Raw genomic sequence first — 22,696 nt, 5'->3', positions numbered from 1 at the left:
TCGTCGCGCAAATTTTTCGCGAGCATGAAAGAAGTACACGCACGGCGCATGCGCTGTTCATGCGTGCGCGCGTGCCGCGCGGCTGAACGAGCGTGAGATGCAGGCATCCGCTTGACGTGCTGTCGACTCGATATCGACGGCGCCTGGCCTACACCCGTCGATACCCGAGCCATCGCGGAGTATCACGACATGCCCGAAGCAAAGACCCGCAAAGCCGCGGCACGCGACAAGCGCCAAGGCAAGGCGCCGAGCACGCAGGCCGGCGAGTACGTGCACGAGGAGATCGAACATGTGCGCGAGGGCAAGCACGGTGCCCGCTCGGCCAAGCAGGCGATCGCCATCGGCCTGTCGAAAGCGCGCCGGGCCGGCGTGAAGGTGCCGGCGAAAAAATCGGCGAGCAAGGCCACGCGCAAGAAGGCCGCGCAGGACGAGCGTGCGGCGAAGCATCCGCACAAGACCTCGGCGAAGCGTTCGCGCGCCACCAAGACGGCGCTGAAGCGCGAAGGCCACTCGGCCGCGTCGCACGAGTCGCTGGCGAAGCAGGGCAAGCGGGCGGCGGCGAAGCGGTCGTCGTCGTCGCGTTCTGCCGCGGCGAAGAAGGGCGCGCGGACCAAGAGTGCGGCGCAGCGCTCGGCTGCGGCGAAGAAGGCGGCGAAGACGCGGGCGGCGCGGCGTCGGGCCTAGGGCGCGGTTCGGGACCTGCCGGGTTTGTTGGGGTTCGCTGCGCTCACCCCAACCTGCGTCGTGCGCGGGTGCGCCTGAGGGCCCGGATTTCAAAAATCTCCGGGCCGAACGTCTAGGCTGTTCTCCACCGCCATACCTACGTTCCGCGCCTTGATGAATGCCAGACCCACTCAGCACGGCCGCGCCCGGCATGGATAGCCCGGGCCCGCACGCCGCCCCGCCGGAGGTGTCCGCCGGCACGGAGAACCGTGCCGCGCAGATCGCCGCGCTGTTCCGCGAGCACAACCGCACCCTGGTCGCCTTCCTGGCCGCCCGCCTCAATTCGCGCTCGGATGCGCAGGAGGTGGCCCAGGAGGTGTACGTGCGCATGCTGGCGATGAAGGACGCCGAACCCATCGCCGCGCCGCGCGCCCTGCTGTTCCGCATCGCCGCCAACCTGGCGGTGGACCGGCTGCGCATGCGCGCCGTGCGCGCCAACGCCCCGGCCGACGCGCCGGACGACGACTGGTTCGCCCAGCCCATCCCCGAACAGCATGCCTCGGCGCTGCAGCAGTGGCGCGAAGTGCGCGCCGCGCTGCGCGAGCTGCCGGCCAAGACCAGCAAGGCTTTTGTGATGCACGTGATCGAGGGGCGCGACTTCGGCGCCATCGCCCAGACCATGAAACTCAGCGAGCGCATGGTGCGCTACCACGTCAGCAACGCGCTGGCCCATTGCCGCGCGCGCATCCAACCCTCGGAGACGCCATGATGGCCATGACTTTTGCCGGCGCGGGCGATCGCGTGACGCAGGCGGCCGCGCAATGGTGGACGCGCCTGCGTGCCGAGGACCCCTCCGACGCCACCATCGAGCAATGGCTGGCCTGGATGGAAGAGGACGACACCCATGCCCGCGCCTTCGAGGAAGTCAGCCGCCTGAGCCAGCGCCTGGGCCAGGCCGACAGCCATGCGCGCGAGGCCTTCGTGGCCGAATTCGCCGGCGCCGCCGAGCGCCGCGTGCGCTGGCCGCTGTGGATCGGCGCGGTGGCGGCCTCGCTGCTGCTGGCGGTGCTCGGCGGGCGCATGCTCGACCGCATCTACCGCCCGCAGGCGCAGCCCTACGCCAGCGCGGTGGGACAGAACCGCGACCTGGCCCTGCCGGACGGCACGCGCGTGGCCCTGGGCGGCGCTTCCACCATCACCGCGCGCTATGCCGACGACCTGCGCAAGATCGAGCTGCGCGAGGGCGAGGCCTTCTTCAGCGTGGTGCACGAGCAGCGGCCGTTCGAGGTGGTGGCGGGTCCGCTGTTGATCCGCGACCTGGGCACCGCGTTCAACGTGCGCCGCACCGGCGACCGCGTCGCGGTGGCGGTGACCGAGGGCCGCGTGCGCGTGAGCGTGCCCGGCGGCAAGGACGCGCTCGAAGCCGGGGCCGGCCAGCAGGTGCTGTACGACCCCCAGGCCGGTAACGGCGGCATCTCCATCGGCCCGATCGCGGTGGACGACGCCACCGCGTGGCGCGGCCGCCGCCTGGAATTCGTCAACGAGCCGCTGTTCGTGGTGGTGGCCAGCATCAACCGCTACAGCCGCCGGCCGGTGCAGATCGCCGATCCGCGCGTGGGCGCGCTGACCTTCACCGGCACCGTGCGGGTGGATGCGATCGACCGCTGGGTGGAGGCCTTGCCGCGGGTCTTCCCGGTGCAGGTGAGCGCGTTCGGCGACCACGTGGTGCTGTCGAGCGCGGAGCGGCATTGAACGCAGCACCCTTCCACGGGGGCTGCGGGCGGGTAGTGGCGGCGCCAGTCCGCCTCGTGCCTTTGGTCTGGATGGAACGCGAGCGCGCCTTTGCCAACTCCCCGCCGGCGAAGGGTTGCGACGATGCGCCTCCGCTACCCGCCCGCAGCCCCTGTGCAAGGCAGGGCCGCTCTTCACAATCGCGGCCTTGGTGTATGTGGCGTCCCATGCCAGACTTCGGCCTTTAGGACATCGCAGTCCGGGGGGATTGAACACCGCATGGTTCGGCGCGCGCTTTCATGGTTCGGCGGCAGCTTCGCGCTGTCGCTCGCCATCGCCGCCGCCTGGGCGGAGCCCGCGCCGCCGCGCGTCACGGTGGACTTCGCGATTCCCGCCCAGCCGCTGTCCAGTGCGCTGATCGCCTTCGGCAAGCAGGCCAATGTGCAGGTGCTGACCGCGGGCCAGGCGATCATGGACCTGCGCAGCGAAGGCGCCGCCGGCGCGCTCACGCTGGAACAGGGGATGGCCGAACTGCTGCGCGGCACCGGCCTGGAATACGAGGCGGTGGACGCCGGCACCGTGGTGGTCAAGCGCCGCCCCATGCCGGTGGCGGCCAGCTATTACCGCAGCAGCCTGCTGGAGGCCAAGCCCAGCGTGCCGATCGTCGCCTCGCTGGCGGCGATCCAGGTGCAGGGCACCCTGATCGGCGACGTGGGCTACCGCGCCGGCTCCACCAGCGCGGCCACGCGCACCGATACGCCGCTGGCCAAGGTGCCGCAGTCGGTGAGCGTGGTCACCCGCGACCTGATGGACACGCAGCAGGCGGTGACCGTGGCCGACGCCGTGCGCAACGTGGCCGGCGTGCAGTACATGGACGGCTTCGACGGCCCCGCGCTGTTCCGCATCCGCGGCTTCAACGCCGGCAACGGCATGACCGACGGCATGCCCAACGGCGTCGCGCGCACCGAAGACCTGCCGCCGCTGATCGGCATCGAGCGCATCGAAGTGCTTAAAGGGCCGGAGGCGATCCTCGGCGACGCCTCGGTCAACAACAATTTCGGCGGCCTGGTGAACGTGGTGATGAAGCGGCCGCAGAGCGACCCGGTGCGCCAGCTCAGCTGGTCGCTGGGGCGTTACGACGGCGCGCGCCTGGGCGTGGATCTGGCTGGCGCGCTCGGCAACGGTGGCGGCTGGACCTACCGCCTGGTCGCCGCCGGCAACCACGCCGACCGCAGCGCGCAGGGCTATCGCGGCCAGCGCAGCGCGTACTTCGCGCCATCGCTGGGCTGGGAGCGAGATGCCACGCGCTTCACCCTGGGCTACGAGCTGGTCACCAACCGCGTGCCGGGGCCGGACCACACGGTGCTGCTCGGCGATACGCTGGCCGCGATGTCGCCGTACGGCATCCTGACCGGCAACCCGGGCGACCATTCGACTTATCGCACCAACCGCGCCGTGTTCACGCTGGAACAGGGCCTGGACAGCCACTGGACCTTCCGCAGCCGCGGCCAGTACGTGAAGCAGCGCACCAGCGGGCAGGGCTGGTCCTTGACGGACGGCTATCTGACCGGCGACGTCGACGCCACCGCGCGCACGTTCCGCTACTCGGATGCGTTCTACACCTTGCAGAACGACCTCACCGGCGTGTTCGAGCAGGGCGACATCACCCACACCGTGGTGCTGGGCGTCGACTACGCGCGCACCAAGGCCGGCCGCGACCGCCAGCGCGACACGCTGAAGGTGGGCCCTTCGCAGTCCTACAACCTGTTCACCAATGCGGCGCTGCCGAGCGCGCGCGTGAGCACCGACGACGCGGCCTTCGTGCAGGCCCTGGGCGGCGGCGACTGGACCACCGAGACCGGCCTGTTCCTGCAGGACCAGATCGCGCTGGGCGAACGCTGGGACGTGCTGCTGGCGCTGCGGCGCACTTCGTACGAGCTGTCCACGTCCTGGGCCGACGGCAGCCCGCGCCGCCTGCGCAAGAACCAGTGGGTGCCGAAGGCGGGCGTGCTGTTCAAAGCGACGCCGGAAGTGGCGCTGTACGTCAACCACACCTCCGGCTTCCAGGCCAATTCGCTGCTGGGCGAGGACGGCCAGCCGCTGCCGCCGGCGAAATCGCGCCAATGGGAAGCGGGCACGCGCATCGACCTGTTCCAGCAGCGCGCGCGGCTCAACGTGGCCTGGTATCGCATCACGCTGGACCACAGCGTGGATTACATCGCGCCGGAGCCGCCGTACTTCGCCACGCCTGGACCCGGTCAGACCAACCACGGCGTGGAAGTGGAGTTCACCGGCCAGATCACGCGCGGACTGGAAGGCGTGCTCAATTACACCCATGCGCACATCCGCAACGACGATGGCACGCAACCGGTGGCGGCGCCGCGGCAATTGCTCAGCGCCTGGGCCAACTACCGCTTCCAGCGCGAATCGCTGCGTCCCTGGGGCGTGGCGGCGGGTGTTTCCGCGCGCAGCCGCAGCGTGGGGCGCCTGCAGGGTGGCGGCTATTTCGATCTGCCGGGGCAGGCGAGCGTGGATGCCAATGTCACCTACTACGGTGGGGATTGGCGCTTGACGCTGGGCTTGCGCAATCTGTTCGACCGCACCTTGTATGCGGTCAATGCCGACCAGAGCTTCGTGCCGGTGCGGCAGGGGCGGATGGCGATGGTGACGGGGGTTTACGACTTCTGAGTTCGGTCGCGGCCAGTGATTTATTTTAAATCAGTGGCTTGCGTGGCTATTCCGATGTAATTTCTTACCTCCAAGCTCCGTCCGACAAAATCGGCTTCGCTGTTTTGCGAAGCTAATTCGCATCCAGCCCTAAACTTTTTCCCCAACTCCTGGATTGACCTTGTAGTGGACGCAAGAAATCGCGTCCTCCTCAATGTTTTATCCGGGAGATACGCATGGTCGCTGTCATCGCAGGGAATGGGCTGGGCCTCACCAACACGTCGCTGAGCCAACTGGGCCAGACGCAAGGCGGAGCCGCTTCGCTGGGGCAGGCCCATGGCATGCAGTACGCGAATATCGCGTCCGGCAACCTGGTATTGCAGGGACAGGACGAATCGCTGCTGTTCGACGGCACGCCGCCGAACTTCCTGCGGACATACAACAGCCAGCAGGCGAGCAACCACGGCTGGCTGCTCGGCTTCACGCGCCATGTCGGCGGATTGAGCGGCACGCTCAATGCGGCCGGCAGCACGGCGACACGCACGGACGACGACGGCTCCGCCGTCGCCTACGCCTACGACGCTACGCTTGGCGCCTATGTCAGCACCGGACAGAGCGGCTCCGAAGACCGCCTGGCCTGGGACGCCGGCACGTCCACCTGGACCTGGACCGACAGCGCGCACAGCCTGCAGGAAACCTACGACAGCAATGGCCAACTGCAGAAACTGACCAATACGCAGACTGGCGCGAGCTACAGCTTCAGCTATACCGGCGGCCGCTTGTCGCAGATCGCCGCCGGCGATGGCGACACCCTCACGCTTTCCTACAACGACGCCGGCCAGCTCACCGGCCTTTCCATCACCGAGATCCCGCCGGGCCAGACGACGGCGGTGACGCGGCAGCAGGTGACTTACGCGTACGACACGCAGGGACGCCTGAGCACCGTCACCACCACGCTGGCATCGGATACCAACAGCGCCGGCACCGGCAGCTACACCACCACCTATACGTACGACGGCAGCAGCGATCGCATCGCCTCCGTCACGCAGAGCGATGGCACGGTGGCGAGCTACACCTATGTGCAGGATGCGAACGGCGTCTATCGCCTTGCCAGCGCCACCACGGGCACCGGCGCCGCGGCGCAGACGGTGAATATCGGCTACGACCTGGGCGGCGACGTCACCACGGTGACGAATGGGCTGGGGCAGGTGTGGAGCTACGGCTACGACGCCTCGGGCCGCCTCGTGCAGGTGAAGGAGCCGGCGGTCAACGGCGCGAATCCGACGACGCAGTACAGCTACGACGCCAACGGCAATCTGCTGCAGTCGATCGATGCCAACGGGGCGTCGACGCGGTACAGCTATGACGCGGATGGGAATCTGCTGAGCGTGGTGGATGCGACGGGGCATACCGTCGGCTACACCTATAACGCGGATGGGAAGGTGCTTACCAAGACCACGTATGCGGTGGCGGCGCAGGGAACGGTGGGGCAGCCGGGGTATGTGGCGGCGAGCGGGGCGCAGACGACGTATTACGTTTACGACGCCAGTGATCGGCTGTGTTTTGTGGTCGATCCGGTAGGGGCGGTGACGGAGCAGGATTATTCGACGATTGCGTCGGGCGTAAGTGTGGTCAGTACTGTGCGTACTTATCTGGGTGCGCAATATGACGTGGCCTCTCTTGCGGCGGGCACACCGCCGGTTCTGGGCGACTTGCAGGCTTGGGTCGCCAGCAGCGCGGTGCAGACCACGCTCGCCAAAACCACGCTTGTTGAATATGGCTATGACGCTCGGGGTTTGCTTGCTTCCAGTATCGCCTGGGGCACCGTCAAGAGTGATGGCACCGGGCTGCGGAACTCAAGCGGCCAGCCCAGCATCGACTCGACACTTTTCAATTACGTGTACGATGCGAATGGCCGCTTGTTGCAGGCCATCAGAAGAACGGAGCCCGCCCGCGACAGATTGACCATCACAAGCTATGTATACGATGGGCTCGGGCGCTTGATCGGTACCACCGATCCGGTGGGTACAACCAGCTATGTCTATACCGATAGCCAGAACAGCCTGGTGATTACGCAGGCCAACGGCCTGGCTGCCACCGAACTGCGGAACAGCGCCGGACAGCTGATCAGCCGGACCCAGGCTGCGTCTGGAAGCGCCACCCGCATGACCTCGTATCTCTACGACGCGGCTGGACAACCAGTGGCTGCCATCGATCCTGTGGGCAGGATCAGCTTCACGTTCTACGACGCAGACGGGCGGGCGAGCGGCGTGGTCGACGCGGCTGGCGCGGTGACGCAATACATTCGCGACAAGGATGGTCAGATTGTTCGCGCGGTTGCTTATGCGACCACGGTCAGCACCAGCGGATGGGTCAGCTCCGGAAGCTTGACTGCTGCGATGCCGGGCACGTTGCCGCTGCCGGCCGCAAGCGCGGAAGATCGCGTCAGCGACTCGATTTATGACGAAGCTGGTCGACTTGTAGCTGCCATCGACGCCATGGGCGGTGTGGTGACCCATGCCTACGATGGCGCTGGCAACGTGCTGGCGACGAAGACTTATGCGACGTCCTTGACCGCCGGACAGCGGAGTGGATTTGCAACGCCGGTAACCTGGGCGGTCTTGCAGGGGGCGCTGACTGACAGCGATGCCGATCGCTTCACGCAGACGATCTACGATGCCGACAATCGCGCCGTGGCGACGATTGACGCATCGGGCGGTGTGATTACCACAGCCTACGACAATGCCGGCAATGCCACCCTCATTACGGCCTACGCGACTCCGCTTACGGTGGGCCAGCGTGCAACGCTCGGCACAGCACCGAAGTTGACGGACCTTCAGAACGACCTGGTTGCGGGCTCTTCTGATCAGGTAACCCGGAATTACTATGACCGGCAGAACCGCCTCGGTGCCGTGATCGATGCTGGCGGCTATCTCACCTATTACGGTACGTCCGAAATAACCTGGACGCCAGGTGTCGTAACTTATGTCGGCGTGGCGAAATATTCAACGCCTTTGACCGCCAGCCAGATCGACAGCATTTCCAGCTATGCGAATGCTGGTGATGTCGTCAGCTACGCCAGTGGCGAGGCCAAGGTCGTGGTGAGCTATCGCGATTCGCATAATCGCGCTGTATTGACCAACTTCAACTATCACCCGGCGTCTACGCAGGTCAGCTACACCTATGACGCCGCTGGAAATGTGCTCAGCACCCAGTCGAAGTCTTCGATCTTCCAGAACTTCACGACGATCGTGACGGACACTCGATCCACGAGTGCAACTTATGATGCATATGGCGACGTCCTGACTGCGACGGATGGCACCGGTGGCGTCACGACCAATGTCTACAACTTGGCGGGTCAACCGACCCAGGTTACGGACGCAGCAGGCAATAGCATCTGGTACTACTACGATGATGCTGGACGGCTGGCTTACCGCGTACAAGGCCAGCCTGACGGAGGCGTTCCGAATGCGCTGGGTAGCGTAACGGCATACAGCTACAACGCCTTCGGCGAAGTAACCTCGACTACAACCTATGCCAATCAACTGAGCTTGGTTGCCAGCGGCTCGGGCAGCGGAACCCAGCTCAACGCAGGCACCGCGACTCTTTCGGAGGTGGCGGCTGCAGCCGCGACTTTGCCCAGCGCTTCGGGCGATGCGAATAACCATATCTCCATGGTCTATACCGCCAATGGGCAAGTAGCGTCCGTCACCGACGGTGATGGCTATGTCGTGGCCAATCAGTACGATGCGTTCGGTGATTTGATAAAGGTCACCAGTCAACTTAGTGATCCGGGTAGCGCCCCAGGCTCGACCAACAGCTCGATCGTTCAATATGGCTACGATCAGCGTGGACAGCGCATCAGCGAAACGGACGGAGTGGGGAGCAGTGCATCCCAAACCTCCCAGGTGGCCTACGACGCATTCGGTCGCGTTGCCAGTCGTACCGATGCTCGGGGTCAGACGGTCAGCTATAGCTACGACACCTCTTCTCGCCAGGTGATTACGAGCCAGATCGTAGGTCGCCAGATCCGTACGACCCAGGCGAACTATGACTACTACGGTCGCGTCGTAAAGCAGGTCGACGCCTCCGGTGGCATTACCACTTATCAGTACGACGAATCCGGCCTGGTGACTACGGTAACGACGCCAGCCGGCGTTGTAACGAAGATCACCAAAGATCCCTACGGCAACACGCTGAGCACGACGGATAGCGCCGGTAATGCCACAACCTACACCTACGACGACGAAAACCGCCTGCTGACCACTAAGGATGCTGCAGGCAACATCACCACCAATACATACGACGCCAAGGGCAACCTGAGCCAGGTCGTCGACGCCACTGGCCACAAGAGCACCTACACACGCGATGCGGACGGACGCGTACTCACCGAAACCGTCGATCCGAATGGCCTTGCGTTGACCACGTCCTACAGCTACGACGGTGAAGGTCGGCTGCTAAGCAAGACCGACTCGGAGGGAACGGTCACCAGCTATACTTACGACGCGGACGGCAATGTTCTGAGCAAGACCGAAGGCGCTCAGGCCGGCGGTTCCGGGCTCGTCACCGCTTATACGTATGACGGCGCCGGCCACGTCCTGACCACCACGGTGGCTGGCGGCACCGATGCAGCCAGCACAACCAAGTACGTCTACGACAACCTTGGCCGGTTGACCCGGAAGATCGTGGATCCGACAGGACTCCAGATCACCACTACGTACGCTTACGACGCCAACGACAACCTCGTCGCATCGACCGACGGCAACGGCGCCACGACGTACACGATCTACAACGAAGCCAACGAAGCCGTCTTCACCATCACCCCGGCAGGCCAGCCGGGTTCGGCCATGGGTGCGGTAACCCAGCAGTCGTATGACGCCAACGGCCGCGTAGTAGCCACGCACGCCTATGGCGCCTTGGTGAGCACCGCGGCTCTCGCGGCACTGGCTGCCGGAACGACCGCTTCCAATATGGCGCTCGGCGCCACACTGGCTGCCGCCGCGGCGACCGGCGCAGACCATGTCTCCTATGTGGTCTATGACGCGGACGGCCGCGTGCGCTTCGCCATCGATCCGCTGGGAAATGTGGCCGAGACGCGCTACAACACGCTTGGCCAGGTCAGCGCGAAGCTGGCGTACGCAACTCCGATAGCACCAAGTGCAGCCTTGAAGCTCGCCCTGAGCGAAGGAACGGCCCAGATCGCCGATATGCAGGCCGCGCTGACGGCAGCGGGCGACGCCGATGCCAACGCACACGCCACCTATACGTACTACGACGCGAACGGCCGTGTGGTCTATTCCATCACCGTAGCGGAAGGCTACGGCGTGACGGGCGGGCATATCACTCAGTTCGCTTACGACGCGGCGGGACGCGTCGTAAAGCAAACATCGTACGGTACGCTGCTTGAAACCCAGTACTTCGGAGGCACGGCGACTACTTCGTCGCTCGACTTCATCGTTCCACGCACGCAGACGCCCCTTTCCACCAGTACCACGCAGTATGTCTACGACCAGGCGGGCCGCCAAGTCGCCGTGGTGGATCCACTCGGCAATGCGTCTTACACGTTCTATGACGCGGCCGGAAATGTAGAAGCGACGGTGGATGCGGCAGGTGCCATCATCGCCTATGCGCGGGACGACCTTGGCCGCGCTATCAATCAGACCGGTTACGCCACGACGATCAGTACCAGCGGCTGGCTGGCTAATGGTGTCGTCAGCGTCAACCTCCAGTCGGTGCTGCCGACGGCAAAGCCTCTGCTTGATCGCGTGGTGGCCACCACCTACGACGCGGCGGGCCGTGTCCAGACGGTCACTGATGGATATTCCGTGGGAAGCGGCACCTGGCAATACGACGAAAATAATGACCCTTCTACCCAGTCCAGCGGCTACACCAATGGCTCGGTTACTTCGTACTACTACGATGCGGCCGGCCGCCTGGTTCAACAGATGGCGGTCGATCGCGGCGGCAACGCGAATCCGAGAGTTAACCGCTACTACTATGACGCCAATGGTCGCTTGACCGGGGCGCTGGATGCCGATTGGTACCTGACCACCAATGAGTACGATGCGGCAGGCCATCTCGTCGGTACACATGCGTACGCATTGCAGGCGGATACTGAAACGAATGCCGACGTACTGCAGAACCTGATCATCCAGCCCAGCGACGACGACCGCTCCACCAAGAGGTACTTCGATGCCTTCGGCCAGGTGGTTGGTGAGTTCGACGGCGAGTATTTCACGCAGTACACCTATGACCTCGATGGTCAGCAGCTGACGCAACAGCGCTATAACCGCTCCGTGCGTGGACTTGCCGACGACAGCCTGGCCGGTGTGATGGCAGCTCTGGTCGGCGCCTCATCCCGCTCCAGTAGCCGCACTTATGATGCGTACGGCCAATTGGCTACCGAGCAGAACGAAGAGGGCACCGTCACCCGCTACAGCTACGATCTGGCCGGGCGGCTGAAGTCGACGACCGTGGCCGACGGTACGGCCGACGCCCGAACGGTCACGCTGGTCCGTTGGGGTTCAGGCAATATTCTGTCGCAGACCGATGGAGCCGGCATCGAGACGCGCTATGAGTACGATCTGGCGGGTCACCAGACCTTGGCTACCGACGCGCTTGGCAATCGCACATGGTACGTCTATGACGCAGCAGGTCGACGCAATTACACGGTCCATAGTATGGAAAGTGACGTCGACGGCTTGATGGGTGAGGTCGTCGAAACGGACTACAACGCTTTCGGCGAGATTTCTGCGTCGATTGTATATTCGTCTCGCTTTTCAATGGCGGACGGGTATCCTCCGACGATCGCGAAACTGCAGGCATTCAAGTCCGCCGAGCTGGCTGGCGACAATCCCGACCAGATCACCCTGTATGTCCGCGACGGGCTGGGCAACCTGGTCGAAGTCATCTCGGGCGATCAATATTCCGTCACTTACTCCTATAACGGCGTCGGTGACAGCCATACGGCCACTGTCGCCTATGACGGCAATGGCGACGAGCACGTCTACCTCTACCAATACAACGGCTTCGGCGAGCGCATCTGGGCCAGCGACCAGTTCGACTCCCGGATTTCCCATTACGAATACAACGCAAGAGGGCTGCTGATCAGCCGGTCCGATGGCGTCGAAGGCAATGGCTGGAGCGTTTCAGATCGCTACAGCTCCGATCCTGGCCTGAGCAATGTGGCATTCGACTATGACGCGTTTGGTGAACTCATCTCCGCCACGGATGGCAACGAAGTCACTACCACCTACACCTACGATCATCTCGGCCACCGCATAAGCCAGGCCCAAAGCGTGGATGGTCTCCAGCGCGAGACGCATACGGACTACGACGCCTACGACCGCGTCATCGCCGAAACGAGCGCCATGGGCCGGGTGACCACCTATACCTACGACGATGCCCTGCGCAGCGTCGTGGTCACGGCACCTGGCAATATCGTCACCAGCACGACCCGCAATCGTGAAGGGCAGGTTGTGGCTTCCACCGGCGCGGCCGGCTACACCACGACGTATCGATACGACGGTGCCGGACGGCTGCTGGAGACGGACAACCCCGACGGCAGCGTGGCGACCAACAGCTACGACGGCGATGGCCGCCTGGTGCGCACCGTCGATGCGGCTGGCCACGTCACCGCGTATACCTACGACGACGCCGGACGCGTGGTGGTGAAGACTGTCGATCCCGATGGCTTGAACCTGCGCGTCGTCAGCACCTATGACGGCGCCGGCTTGAAGATTGCCGAAACGGATGCCAGCGGTGTTCTCACCACCTACGCCTACGATGGCAACGGCAAGCTGGCGGTGATGATCCAGGACCCGGGCACGGGTACCGATCATCTGAATCTGCGCACGGAGTATTACTACGACGCGGCCAATGACATCACTACGGTATGGCGCGGGGGATCGCAGGTTCTGTCGGGGCAGGGCAGCACTCAGTACAACTACGATGCGCTGGGGCGCGCGACTGACACCTATCCCGATACCGGCGGCAGGAACGACGTATCCACCACGTACGACGCCAATGGGAATGTCACTTCCCAGGGCACTTCTTTCGATGGCTACAACCCTTACTTCTTCTACAACGAAGCCAATCAGCTCATCTATCAGGTCAACCCCGTGGGAGACAAAACCTACGGTGGCGAAGGAACCCAGCCCCCATACGGCCTGGTGACCCAGAGAAGCTACAACGCCGATGGCCAGCTTGTGTCCATCCGGCGCTACAAGAATCTCCTTCCTTCTTATCAATACGATTCGACCACGCCTCGCCAGCCACAGCTGGCGACGAGCGATGACGATTCCGTTTCCTACCTGGTCTATAACACCGCCGGCCAACTGCAGTTCACCATCGACCCGAGCGGCATGGTGACGGAGCTCCGCTACAACGCCGCCGGGCAGGTGACGGAAACGATCGTCTACGGCACGGCCCTGCACCCGGCAGGTGCTCTTGCCAGTGCACTGGCCGCTGGAACGGCTACGTCCGCGGATGTCGCGACAGCCCTCCAGTCCGCGGGGGCAAGCGAGTCCACCGCCCAGGTGACGTACACCTACTACGACGCGATGGGTCGGGTGCGCTTCTCCGCACGGGCGGTTTCCAGCAGTGAGGCCTCCGTCATCGAGCATCGATACGATGGCGATGGCAACGCTATCGAAGATATCGCCTACGGAGCCTTGCTGCCGCTCTCGGCGTTCAACGCCGGCACCAGTGCAGACGCTGTGGCACAGCTCGTGGCGACGAGCGGCGCGCATATCACCCGCCATGTTTTCGATGGCGCCGGACGGGAGGCCTATGGCATCGATGCCAATGGCTACGTCACCGAAAAGCGCTACGACGGCGATGGGCGGCTGGCCTGGACGCTGACCTACGCCAACGCCATCGCGCCCTCCACATGGGATGCGAGCGGAGTGAGTGCGGCTGTCGCGCAGGCCAACCCGGGTGCATCGGATGTCCGGGCCAGCGGCCTGGTCTACGACGCAGCCGGCAACGTAAGCAAGACGCTGGATTCACTGTCCGGCTCGGTAAGCGGCACCTATACCTATGACGCACGGGGCCTCAAGACCTCCTTTACCAATAAGGACGGCCAGACCTGGCTCTATCAATACGACAGCAGCGGAAACCTCATTCAGCAGACGAGTCCATCCGTCGTGGTCGGGCGTATCGTCGATGGCCAATACGCCATGGACTGGCGCCCCATCGTCACCACGTACGAGTACGACGCAGATGGCTTTCTCACACGGTCCACGGTGGATGACGGCCAGTATGCGGCGCGTTACCTCCAGTACAACAACGACTATCAAGGCCATAGCGTACTGACCGTCGACCAGTCCCCTGCGAATATCTACAACCCAACCACTCACGCCGTAGACGAAACGTCCACCAGTCAGTGGACCTACGCCACCTACGACGACAACAGCCATCTGCTGGTCACCAAGGACGCCGCGGGCCGCCACACCTATGCGATCTACACGGCCGACGACCGCCTGGCCTACACCGTCGACGCGGGCGGCTATGTCACTGGCTACCAGTACGACGTCCATGGCAACCAGACTGTCGTAACGCGCTACGCCAATGCGCTCGATCTTCAGGCAATGTCGGAGGGCGCCTGGTCCGCCGACAATCCGCTCACCCTCTCTCAGCTGCAGTCCGAGCTCACCACGTCTTCGGACGACCGCTCCATCGTCACCACCTACGACCGCCTCGGTCGCAAGGTTGCCGTCACCCAGCCCGCGGTGACGTACACCAAGAGTGACGGCAGCACAGCAACCGGCTCGCCGGTCACCACGTACACCTACGATACCTACGGCAATCTCTCGAGCCAGTCGACCCTGGTGGAAGGCGACCCCGCTTCCGCCAACGCCGTTTGGGCCACCACCTTCAACTATTACGACGCCCTCGGCCACAAGACCGTTTCGGTCGACCCCCAGGGCTATGTCACCAGCTGGACCTATGACGCCTACGGCAATGCCGTGTCGACCACCGAATGGGCCACGCCCATCGCAACGGCAGGTTTGGTGGCCGGTGCTACGCCGCCGGCCTTGCCGGCGGCTTCCGGCGCGGATCGCACCAGCACCTGCACTTACAACAGTCTGGGCCAGAAGAGCAGCGAATCGGTCCTACGCACTTACATCGATGCCAGCGGCGCCACGGTCCATGGCTTCGTGACCACCAGCTACGTCTACGATGGCGAAGGCCGGGTCATGATGACCATGCAGGGGGACCGCACGATCACCACGCAGTACGACGCGCTCGGCCGCCTGATGATGGTAATGAGCCCGCAGGAGAAGGTGCTGGTGGCGAACTGGCAGGCCTTGCTGGCTGCGAATCCGGCGCTGGACCTGACCAGCGATTCGCTTTACACCACCACCTCGCAATGGGTGAGCTACAACTACGACGCTTTCGGCAATCGCCTGGTGGCGCTGCAGGCTTCCATGAGCGGAAGCCAGACCCTGATGACATATTCCCGCTATGACGGGCAGGGGCATGCCACGGCCAACTTGACCGTGGGCACCGGCGAGCTGGTCGACTGGACGTCCAGCCAGGCTAGATACATGACGTACGACGATGCCGGCCGCCTGCTACAGACCTTCTGGACCCAGGATGGCAACGACGGCAGCACGACGCGTGTCGTATCTACCAATACGTATGACCAGGACGATCATCTGCTGTCGACCACGGTGTCGCGCACCGGTGTGCTTACGCCGGACCTGGCCACTTCCACCGCCTACGACGCGTTCGGCGAGGTGGTTGGCACAGGCGATGGCGTCACCCTGGCAAGCACCACGGTCTATGATGCCGCCGGCCGCGCGGTCACGGTGACCGACCCGAAGACGGGCGTAGTGCATACTTACGGCTACAATCTCGCCGGCCAGCTCATCACCGACAGCGTGCCGCTCACCGGCGGCACGGGCACGGCCACCACGTTCTACACGCGCGACCTGGATGGCTGCGCCACTGCCGTGCAAGGCCCAAGCAGCAGTGCTGCCAGCGGCAACAACGCCGCGCTGGCCGCCAGCTACGACCGCTGGGGCAATGTCGTCAGCTCCACCGATGCAGCGGGCCAGACCACGACCTACACTTACAACGAGCGCAATCAGGTCCTGACTCAGAGCGGTCCGGCGGTGGCGGTGGTGGACGCTCATGGCAACAGCAGCACCGTCGCCACTGTCAAGAGTTCAGGCTACGACGTGGATGGCAACCTCACGTTGTCGATCGACGAGAACGGCAACGTCTCGCGCACCATCTACGACACGATCGGGCAGGTGGTGAAGACGGTCGACGGCACCGGCGCGGCGACTTACACGGCATATGACTTGTATGGCCGCGAGGTGGCTGAACAGAGCGGCATCGGCCACGTTACCTTCAAGAACCTCGATAACCTGGGCCGCACCGTGCAGCAGGGCGACTTCGCGCTGTCGGCCGACGGCACCGCGCGCAGCGCCGTGTGGCAGCAGGCTTATGTGCTCGACCAGGCCGGCAATCGCCTGATTGCATACGACGGCTTGGGTGCTGTCTATCTGCAGGCGGGCGATGCCACCAGTGCGGCACGGCATGCCAACTACTACGGCTACGACAGCCAGGGCCGCGTGATCTGGAGCCAGGATGCGGCGCAGCGCGCAGCCAGCCAGGCCAATGCGCACGGAACCGTCGGCACGCCCTGGACGCAGCAGCCGACCAATCCGAACTTCTTCGGCAATATCTCCGGTTGGCAGGCGGATCCAGGCTGGACGTCGTCCCGTCTCGGCAATACATGGACGGCCTGCTTCTCGGGCACGAGCAGCGCCACCGGCAGCGGCTTCATGGCCAACCTCGACCGTGTGCCGGTCGTGCCCGGGCAGACCATCACCGCTCATGGCCAGTTCGAGGTCATCGGCGAGCATGGCGGTGGCGCAATCCAGATCTTCTGGTACGACGCCAACGGCAATGTCATTCCCACGGCACCGAACGACGATATCGTCTCCGCGGGCGATGGCCTGGGCTATTCCAATCTCACCTCGATCGCACCTGCGGGGGCGGCATGGGCCGCCATCGGCATCGCCGCCACCAATTACAACGGCGCGACCAATAGCGTTTTCTGCCTGGGCGTATCGTGGGATTACGTCCCGCCGGCGGGTGCCATTCTGCTGACGCCCGATGGGCACCTAGTGGTGAGCCTGCCCAACGGCACGTTTACCATGCAGCCGACCAATCCGGACTTTGAGAATGGAGACAGCGGCTGGGACAAGGGTAGCGGCTGGTCCATTCACCAGCAGAGCAATACCAGCAACGGCACCATGGTCGGCAATTACACCGGCAACGGCAACGGCTACATGGTCAACCGCGATCGCGTGCCGGTCACCGAAGGGCAGACCATCACGGCCTCCACGCAGGTGTCGCTCTATCTGTCGCCACTCGGCGCCACGGCTGCCGGCGCCGTCGCCATCCAGTGGTTCGATGCCTCGGGCAATCTGATCAGCACCAGCCTGGGCAACGTGGTGAGCCAGGATCGTTTTGGCCAATGGCGTAGTTCCACCGTAACGGCCGCGGCGCCGGCGGGGGCGGCTTATGCGGCTGTGGCGGTCTGGGGGGCGGCCAACGGCATCGGTGCGGCGGCGTTCGATGCGGTGGTATGGAATTACCAGTACATCCCGAGAGTACCCGCGGGCGTTATCCAGAACAGCTTTGTCTACGACCGCAGCGGCAACCTGGTCAGCCAGGTCAATGCCAACGGCGACAGCGAGGTGTGGAATCGCGATGCCTACGGCCGCGTGGTCCGCCACGTGGACATGAGTGGGGCTGTCTACAATTACAGCTACGATCAGGCCAGTGGCGTGCTGCTGGGCGAGAACGACAATTGGACACCGAGCTCCCAGAGCACCTCGGTACCGCCTTACGTCACCGCCGCCACCTCACCCAACAGCTCCACCAACACCTACTACGCCAACGGCCAGCTCGCCACCCAGACCTTCGCCGACGGCTCGGTCTACAGCTACAGCTACGACGCCAACGGCAACCAGACGCGGCAGGAGGTCGTCACCAAGGACGGCAACGGCAAGTCAATCCACACGGTGACGCAGACCACCTACGACAGCCACAACCGCATCAGCCACGTGGTAGTGACGGACGTGCTCACCAGCACCACCACGCTGGACGAGACCTACCGCTACGACGCAGCGGGCAACCGCCGCGAGGTGACGGCTACCAGCGGCAGCACCACGGTCGATGCCTGGTACACCTACGATGGCGTCAACCGCGTGCAGGTATCGGCGGGCGCGCTGCAGAACGGCAATATCGTCGTCACTGCATCTTCGTCTTCTTATGCGCTTGGCTATGACGCGGTGGGCAATGTGGTCACGCGTACCACGGTGAACGCGGCTGGCCACACGCTGGTGCAGAGCTCGCACTACGACGACCGCAACGAAATGGTGCGCGCGGACTATGCGGTGGACATCACCGCCGGCGGCAGCTTCAACGGCATCGCGGAGACGCGCAGCTACGACGCGGCCGGGCACGTGCTGGTGATCAACCAGTTCTATGCGCTGGGCACCACGCTGGATCAGCGCCCGAACACCAAGGGCGATCCGGATGACATCGACGGTAACACCGGCACTGGTGCGGATGTGGGCGGCAGGCTTTCCGGCGCTACGGTCAGCCGGTACGACTCCGTCGGCCGCCTGGCCGAGCAGCAGAACTTTACGCGCCTCAGCGGCTGGGACGGCTCGGGCACGGACAACCTGCCCACCACCTTGCCGGGCCCGGACGACACCACGTATGGCGGCCTGACGCTCGACAACGCGGTGGTCTATGCCGGCGCCAATGCCTCGGCCGGTTACGACGCGATGGGCAATGTCGTGTCGTACCAGTACCGCGATGCGGGCGGACGCGTCGACCAGTACACCATCACCTATCTGCGCAAGGACAGCTACCTGGAGGCCGCCACCACCGGCCAGAACATCTCCAATACGCCCAATGTGCGTCCGACCACGGACGAGAGCTACTACGACAGCCGCGGCAACCGCGTGGCCATCGCGCAGCACACGCAGTACGCCGGCGGCACGGTGCGGGATACGGTGCGGGTGTTCGGGTATGACGGGAATGGGCAAATCGTCAGCCGCCGGGATGGCACGGCTAATGGTTCAACCATTGATCAAGGGGCGAATCCGGGGCATCAGAACCAGCACTTCGTGTATGTGATGGGCGAGCAGGTGGCCCAGTACGACGAAGGCGGCACCTTGAATGTGCTGGATCGGGTTACTGCGTTCAGTAGTAGCGAGGGTGGCCCGGGCGGGTATGTGGTGCAGGCGGGGGATACGTTTAAGAGCATTGCGCAGGCGGCTTACGGTAACGCCAGCTTGTGGTATGTCATTGCGCAGGCTAACGCGCTGAGCAGCGACAGCGATCTGAGCATCGGGCAGGACCTGACCATTCCGGTGGTGAGCACGAACGTCAATGATGCAACGACGTTCAAGCCGTATAACCCGAGTGATATCACGGGCAGCACCACACCGAGTCTGCCGACGATCGCACCGCCGCCGCCGCCGAGTCAGCATCATTGCAATACTTTGGCGATGATCGTGGTGATTGCGGTGACCGTGGTAGTTACGTACTACACGGCTGGCGCAACCAGTGATCTTCTGTATGCGGAGCTCGCCGCAACCCAAGCCACAGCAACTGCAGCAGAGGTCGCAGCGGTTGCCGTAGTTTCGTCGGCGGCGGCTGCCGCGGCCGGGAATGCAGCAGGGCAGATTGCGGGCAATATCACCGGTGTGCATCACGGCTTCGACTGGGGTGAGGTCGGTCAGAGTGCACTTAGCGCGGCGATTACAGCTGGGGTGACGTCAGGATTGCAGGGGAGCTCAGCACTTACGTCCGGCGTGGATAGCATGGGACGGCCCATATTGAACGGCTGGGGGCAGGCGCTCCAAGGTGCGGGGAATTACGTCGGAGATGTCGCCGCAGCAAAAATCACCGGCCAGTCAACGCACTTCAGTTGGGCAGGTTTGGTGTCATCTAGTCTCGCGAATCGAGCAAGTGGCGCGTTTGGACCTACCGACGCCAGCATGGGTATCGGCCAATACGGCGATAGCGCTTATCTCAATAAACTCGAATCGCGAGCGGCCGGCGATATCGCCCGAAAGGTGGCCGGATCAGCGCTTGGCGACAGGCACCTACAGAGTTGGCAGCAGATTGGTGAGGACATCGCCGGCAACGCACTGGCGTTTGGGGTGATGTCTCAGTTCCAGGCACGCGACTTCGGCGACGGAGAGGATGAGAGTCAAGACTCATCCCATCAGCAACCGTCTGCTGGCACCTCTTATGATCCGATGAACCCTTTGTCTCTCTGGAATGGTCAAGGGGGCCAAAACGGCCTCGGCTATGGGCTGCCGACGGATGGCGCGCTTTATGACTCCATGAACCCGCTCTCTCAATGGAATGCTCAGGGCGGGCGGGACGAACTTGCGTTTGAGGTGCAGGCACAGGGGGCGCTGGACGATGCTCCTGAGGTCGCAGCCTTGAATGACTACGATGTCTACGCAGCTACCAAGGGACTGCCATCCTTGAGCGATGACAATGGAGAAGTCACCGCAGTGCACCAGGGTGACAAGTTGCGCATCGAGCGAAATCCGGATGGTTCGTATAGGACATGGACCGATCATCAGATCGACGGCCTGGATGCCAGTATGTTCGGAGATACCGGGCGCTCGAGGTGGCAGCCTACGGTGACCAATCTCGATGCTGTCTCAGTCAGTGCTGGTGTCTTCGATGCACCGGAGCTGACGGCTCCGCCGTTGATTGTGTCGGATCTTGTACCGAGCCAGAGCCTGGCTCTCACAGATATTGACCAGCTGGCGGTCCCCGATAGTGGGATAGGGGCCGTTGCATACTCGTCACCGATACCGGGCTACTCGTTGGCGACGGGGGGCAAGGGTGTAGGTCCTGTCGATTGGCAGGGGCAGCCGCTTCAGGGAGAATCGAATTTCTCGCTGGGGAATGCGTATGGCAATGTTTGGAGGTCCGACGACTCGGTGGGTCGCAAAGTCATTAACTCCTTCCGTCTTCTAGCCTATACGGTGCCTGATGCCGACTCCCGCTGGGAAGCTCGCCAGGAGGCTGAGCGCGCAGAGGCCGCGCGGTTTGAGAAGCTCGACTGGGCAGCTAACGATAGCTTTGGGCCGTTGGCATTTGGTATTGCGAAGCTGTTGGGGCGGGATGACGATACGGCCTACAAGATTGGAGGGACTGTTACTGTTGCAAGTCCTGTCGTTGCAGCTATGGCCGGTCCATTTGCGATTCGTGGTGGGCTTGCTCCCCGGGTTCCAGGCACGACACTATCTACTCGTTTTGTAGATGGTGCAGTCGTTATCGATAAAAGGACTGGCCGAATTTACACTGGCACCGTTGACCTGCAGCCCACATTGGATCGGATCCAGAATGGCATTGGCTACCCACACCGTAACGATGGCTCAATATTCCAGAATCGTCCTCCAATGGTGGGTAATGGTAAGCCAGCATTGCCAGTGCAGCCGCTCGGCTACTACAGGGAGTATGTGGTGCCGACTCCGGGCGTAAATGGGCCGGGCCCCCAGAGAATTGTTATTGGTCAGGGCGGAGAGATGTATTACACGCCGGACCACTACGATACATTTACACCTATTAGATAAAAAAGAGGGGAGACTCATGAGCGAGCCAAAGAGCTTTAACTTCAGTGATGTGGCAAATTTGCCAAATTTTGAGGACGCCCTAGTAGGCTTTGTGCCTAAAAATCTATCCAGTGCGGATGACCTTCTGCAGGGTGTTGCGGATGTTCTCTCATTTCCAGCTTATTTTGGTCGAAATTGGAACGCTCTTTATGATTGCCTTCGTGATTTTCACTGGACCGAAAAGAGAAATGTGTTCTTGGTCCATAGTGACTTACCGCAGTTGGATAAGGATGATCTTAAGGCTTATTTGGAGGTACTGAGGGATGCGGTGGCTGACTGGCAGCCGGGTGAATCACATGCATTTATCGTCATATTTGATCGATCTATTGAGGTCGCGGTTATGAATGCATTGAATATGGGGCGCGATTGAGTTTTCAGGCCAGAGAATAACGGCCGGAGGTAGTTGAATGCAGTGGCCAGAATCTCAACTTCGGTTGCCTTTTGAGGCTGATGGGCGGCCTTGTACAGATGCTGACTGCCCAAGCGCTTTCTTCGACCATGGCTTGGAATCGTTGATCACCCAGCGCACGCCCCTGCTTTAGGTGCAATCGAATCGCTTCGATTTCATCGACACTTACTCCGGCACGCAACCACTCTAGGTAGGCCAGATAGCGTTCTCGCGAATCATGGGCTATCGCTAGGAATGTTTCGTGGCAGGCTATCTCTAGCAAGACCAGAACGCCCGCCTTGTGCGGGCGTTTCTCTTTATGATGGTGTCGGATTTATCGATGGAGAAGCAGTGTGTCGATCACTGCGGAAGGCAGGGATGGTTGATCGGCGTGGAAATATCTTGGGAAGTGAGTGATGAATAAGTTTTCAGAGGTTCCTGAGATATAACCAATAAGCCAATAAGGGGCCGGAGGCTGAGGTATCCCCACGTTTCCACCAGCCAGATCAGTAAGTTGGCGCGACAGATATAGATCGAAGTGCGCGCATGGCGCAGTCTTCAAGGCGAC

At 63.0% G+C, this 22,696-nt stretch carries 7 protein-coding genes; 6 read left to right on the top strand and 1 reads right to left on the bottom strand.

Annotated features, from left to right (window positions below; all coding sequences use genetic code 11):
• Positions 1-189: 189 nt before the first annotated feature.
• The 6 genes from FHW84_RS18010 to FHW84_RS17985 all read left to right on the top strand — a co-directional run bounded on the left by FHW84_RS18010 (position 190) and on the right by FHW84_RS17985 (position 22,110).
• Complete coding sequence (locus tag FHW84_RS18010) at positions 190-684, top strand: DUF6496 domain-containing protein (protein ID WP_167257374.1); 495 nt, start codon at positions 190-192, stop codon at positions 682-684.
• Positions 685-874: 190 nt separating this feature from the next.
• Positions 875-1,432, top strand: coding sequence for a sigma-70 family RNA polymerase sigma factor (locus tag FHW84_RS18005; RefSeq protein WP_167257373.1), 558 nt, complete (start codon positions 875-877; stop codon positions 1,430-1,432).
• A complete protein-coding gene (locus tag FHW84_RS18000; RefSeq protein WP_243868190.1) occupies positions 1,429-2,415 on the top strand; it encodes a FecR domain-containing protein in 987 nt (328 codons plus the stop codon). Before FHW84_RS18005 ends, FHW84_RS18000 begins: the two co-directional genes overlap by 4 nt.
• 258 nt (positions 2,416-2,673) lie before the next feature.
• Complete coding sequence (locus FHW84_RS17995) at positions 2,674-5,082, top strand: TonB-dependent receptor (protein WP_243868189.1); 2,409 nt, start codon at positions 2,674-2,676, stop codon at positions 5,080-5,082.
• A gap of 215 nt (positions 5,083-5,297) precedes the next feature.
• Positions 5,298-21,701: a ribonuclease domain-containing protein gene (locus tag FHW84_RS17990; RefSeq protein ID WP_167257371.1), complete on the top strand. Its 16,404-nt coding sequence runs from the start codon at positions 5,298-5,300 to the stop codon at positions 21,699-21,701.
• Positions 21,702-21,717: 16 nt separating this feature from the next.
• Positions 21,718-22,110, top strand: a complete 393-nt coding sequence (locus tag FHW84_RS17985; protein WP_167257370.1) for a barstar family protein — start codon at positions 21,718-21,720, stop codon at positions 22,108-22,110.
• Between the two features lie 352 nt (positions 22,111-22,462).
• Here the strand turns inward: FHW84_RS17985 and FHW84_RS23110 are convergent.
• A partial coding sequence (locus tag FHW84_RS23110) for a hypothetical protein (protein ID WP_208399860.1) occupies positions 22,463-22,696 on the bottom strand: 234 nt, incomplete at its 5' end.

The sequence above is a fragment of the Dyella sp. SG562 genome, from assembly GCF_011759495.1.
Lineage (GTDB): Bacteria > Pseudomonadota > Gammaproteobacteria > Xanthomonadales > Rhodanobacteraceae > Dyella_D > Dyella_D marensis.
Note: the sequence above shows the minus strand (reverse complement) of the source record. Positions and strands in the feature narration are given on the sequence as shown.

Bases quoted from the DNA above. Each gene is read 5' to 3' on its own strand.
- FHW84_RS18010 (WP_167257374.1), top strand. From the start codon at position 190: ATGCCCGAAGCAAAGACCCGCAAAGCCGCGGCACGCGACAAGCGCCAA.
- FHW84_RS18005 (WP_167257373.1), top strand. From the start codon at position 875: ATGGATAGCCCGGGCCCGCACGCCGCCCCGCCGGAGGTGTCCGCCGGC.
- FHW84_RS18000 (WP_243868190.1), top strand. From the start codon at position 1,429: ATGATGGCCATGACTTTTGCCGGCGCGGGCGATCGCGTGACGCAGGCG.
- FHW84_RS17995 (WP_243868189.1), top strand. From the start codon at position 2,674: ATGGTTCGGCGCGCGCTTTCATGGTTCGGCGGCAGCTTCGCGCTGTCG.
- FHW84_RS17990 (WP_167257371.1), top strand. From the start codon at position 5,298: ATGGTCGCTGTCATCGCAGGGAATGGGCTGGGCCTCACCAACACGTCG.
- FHW84_RS17985 (WP_167257370.1), top strand. From the start codon at position 21,718: ATGAGCGAGCCAAAGAGCTTTAACTTCAGTGATGTGGCAAATTTGCCA.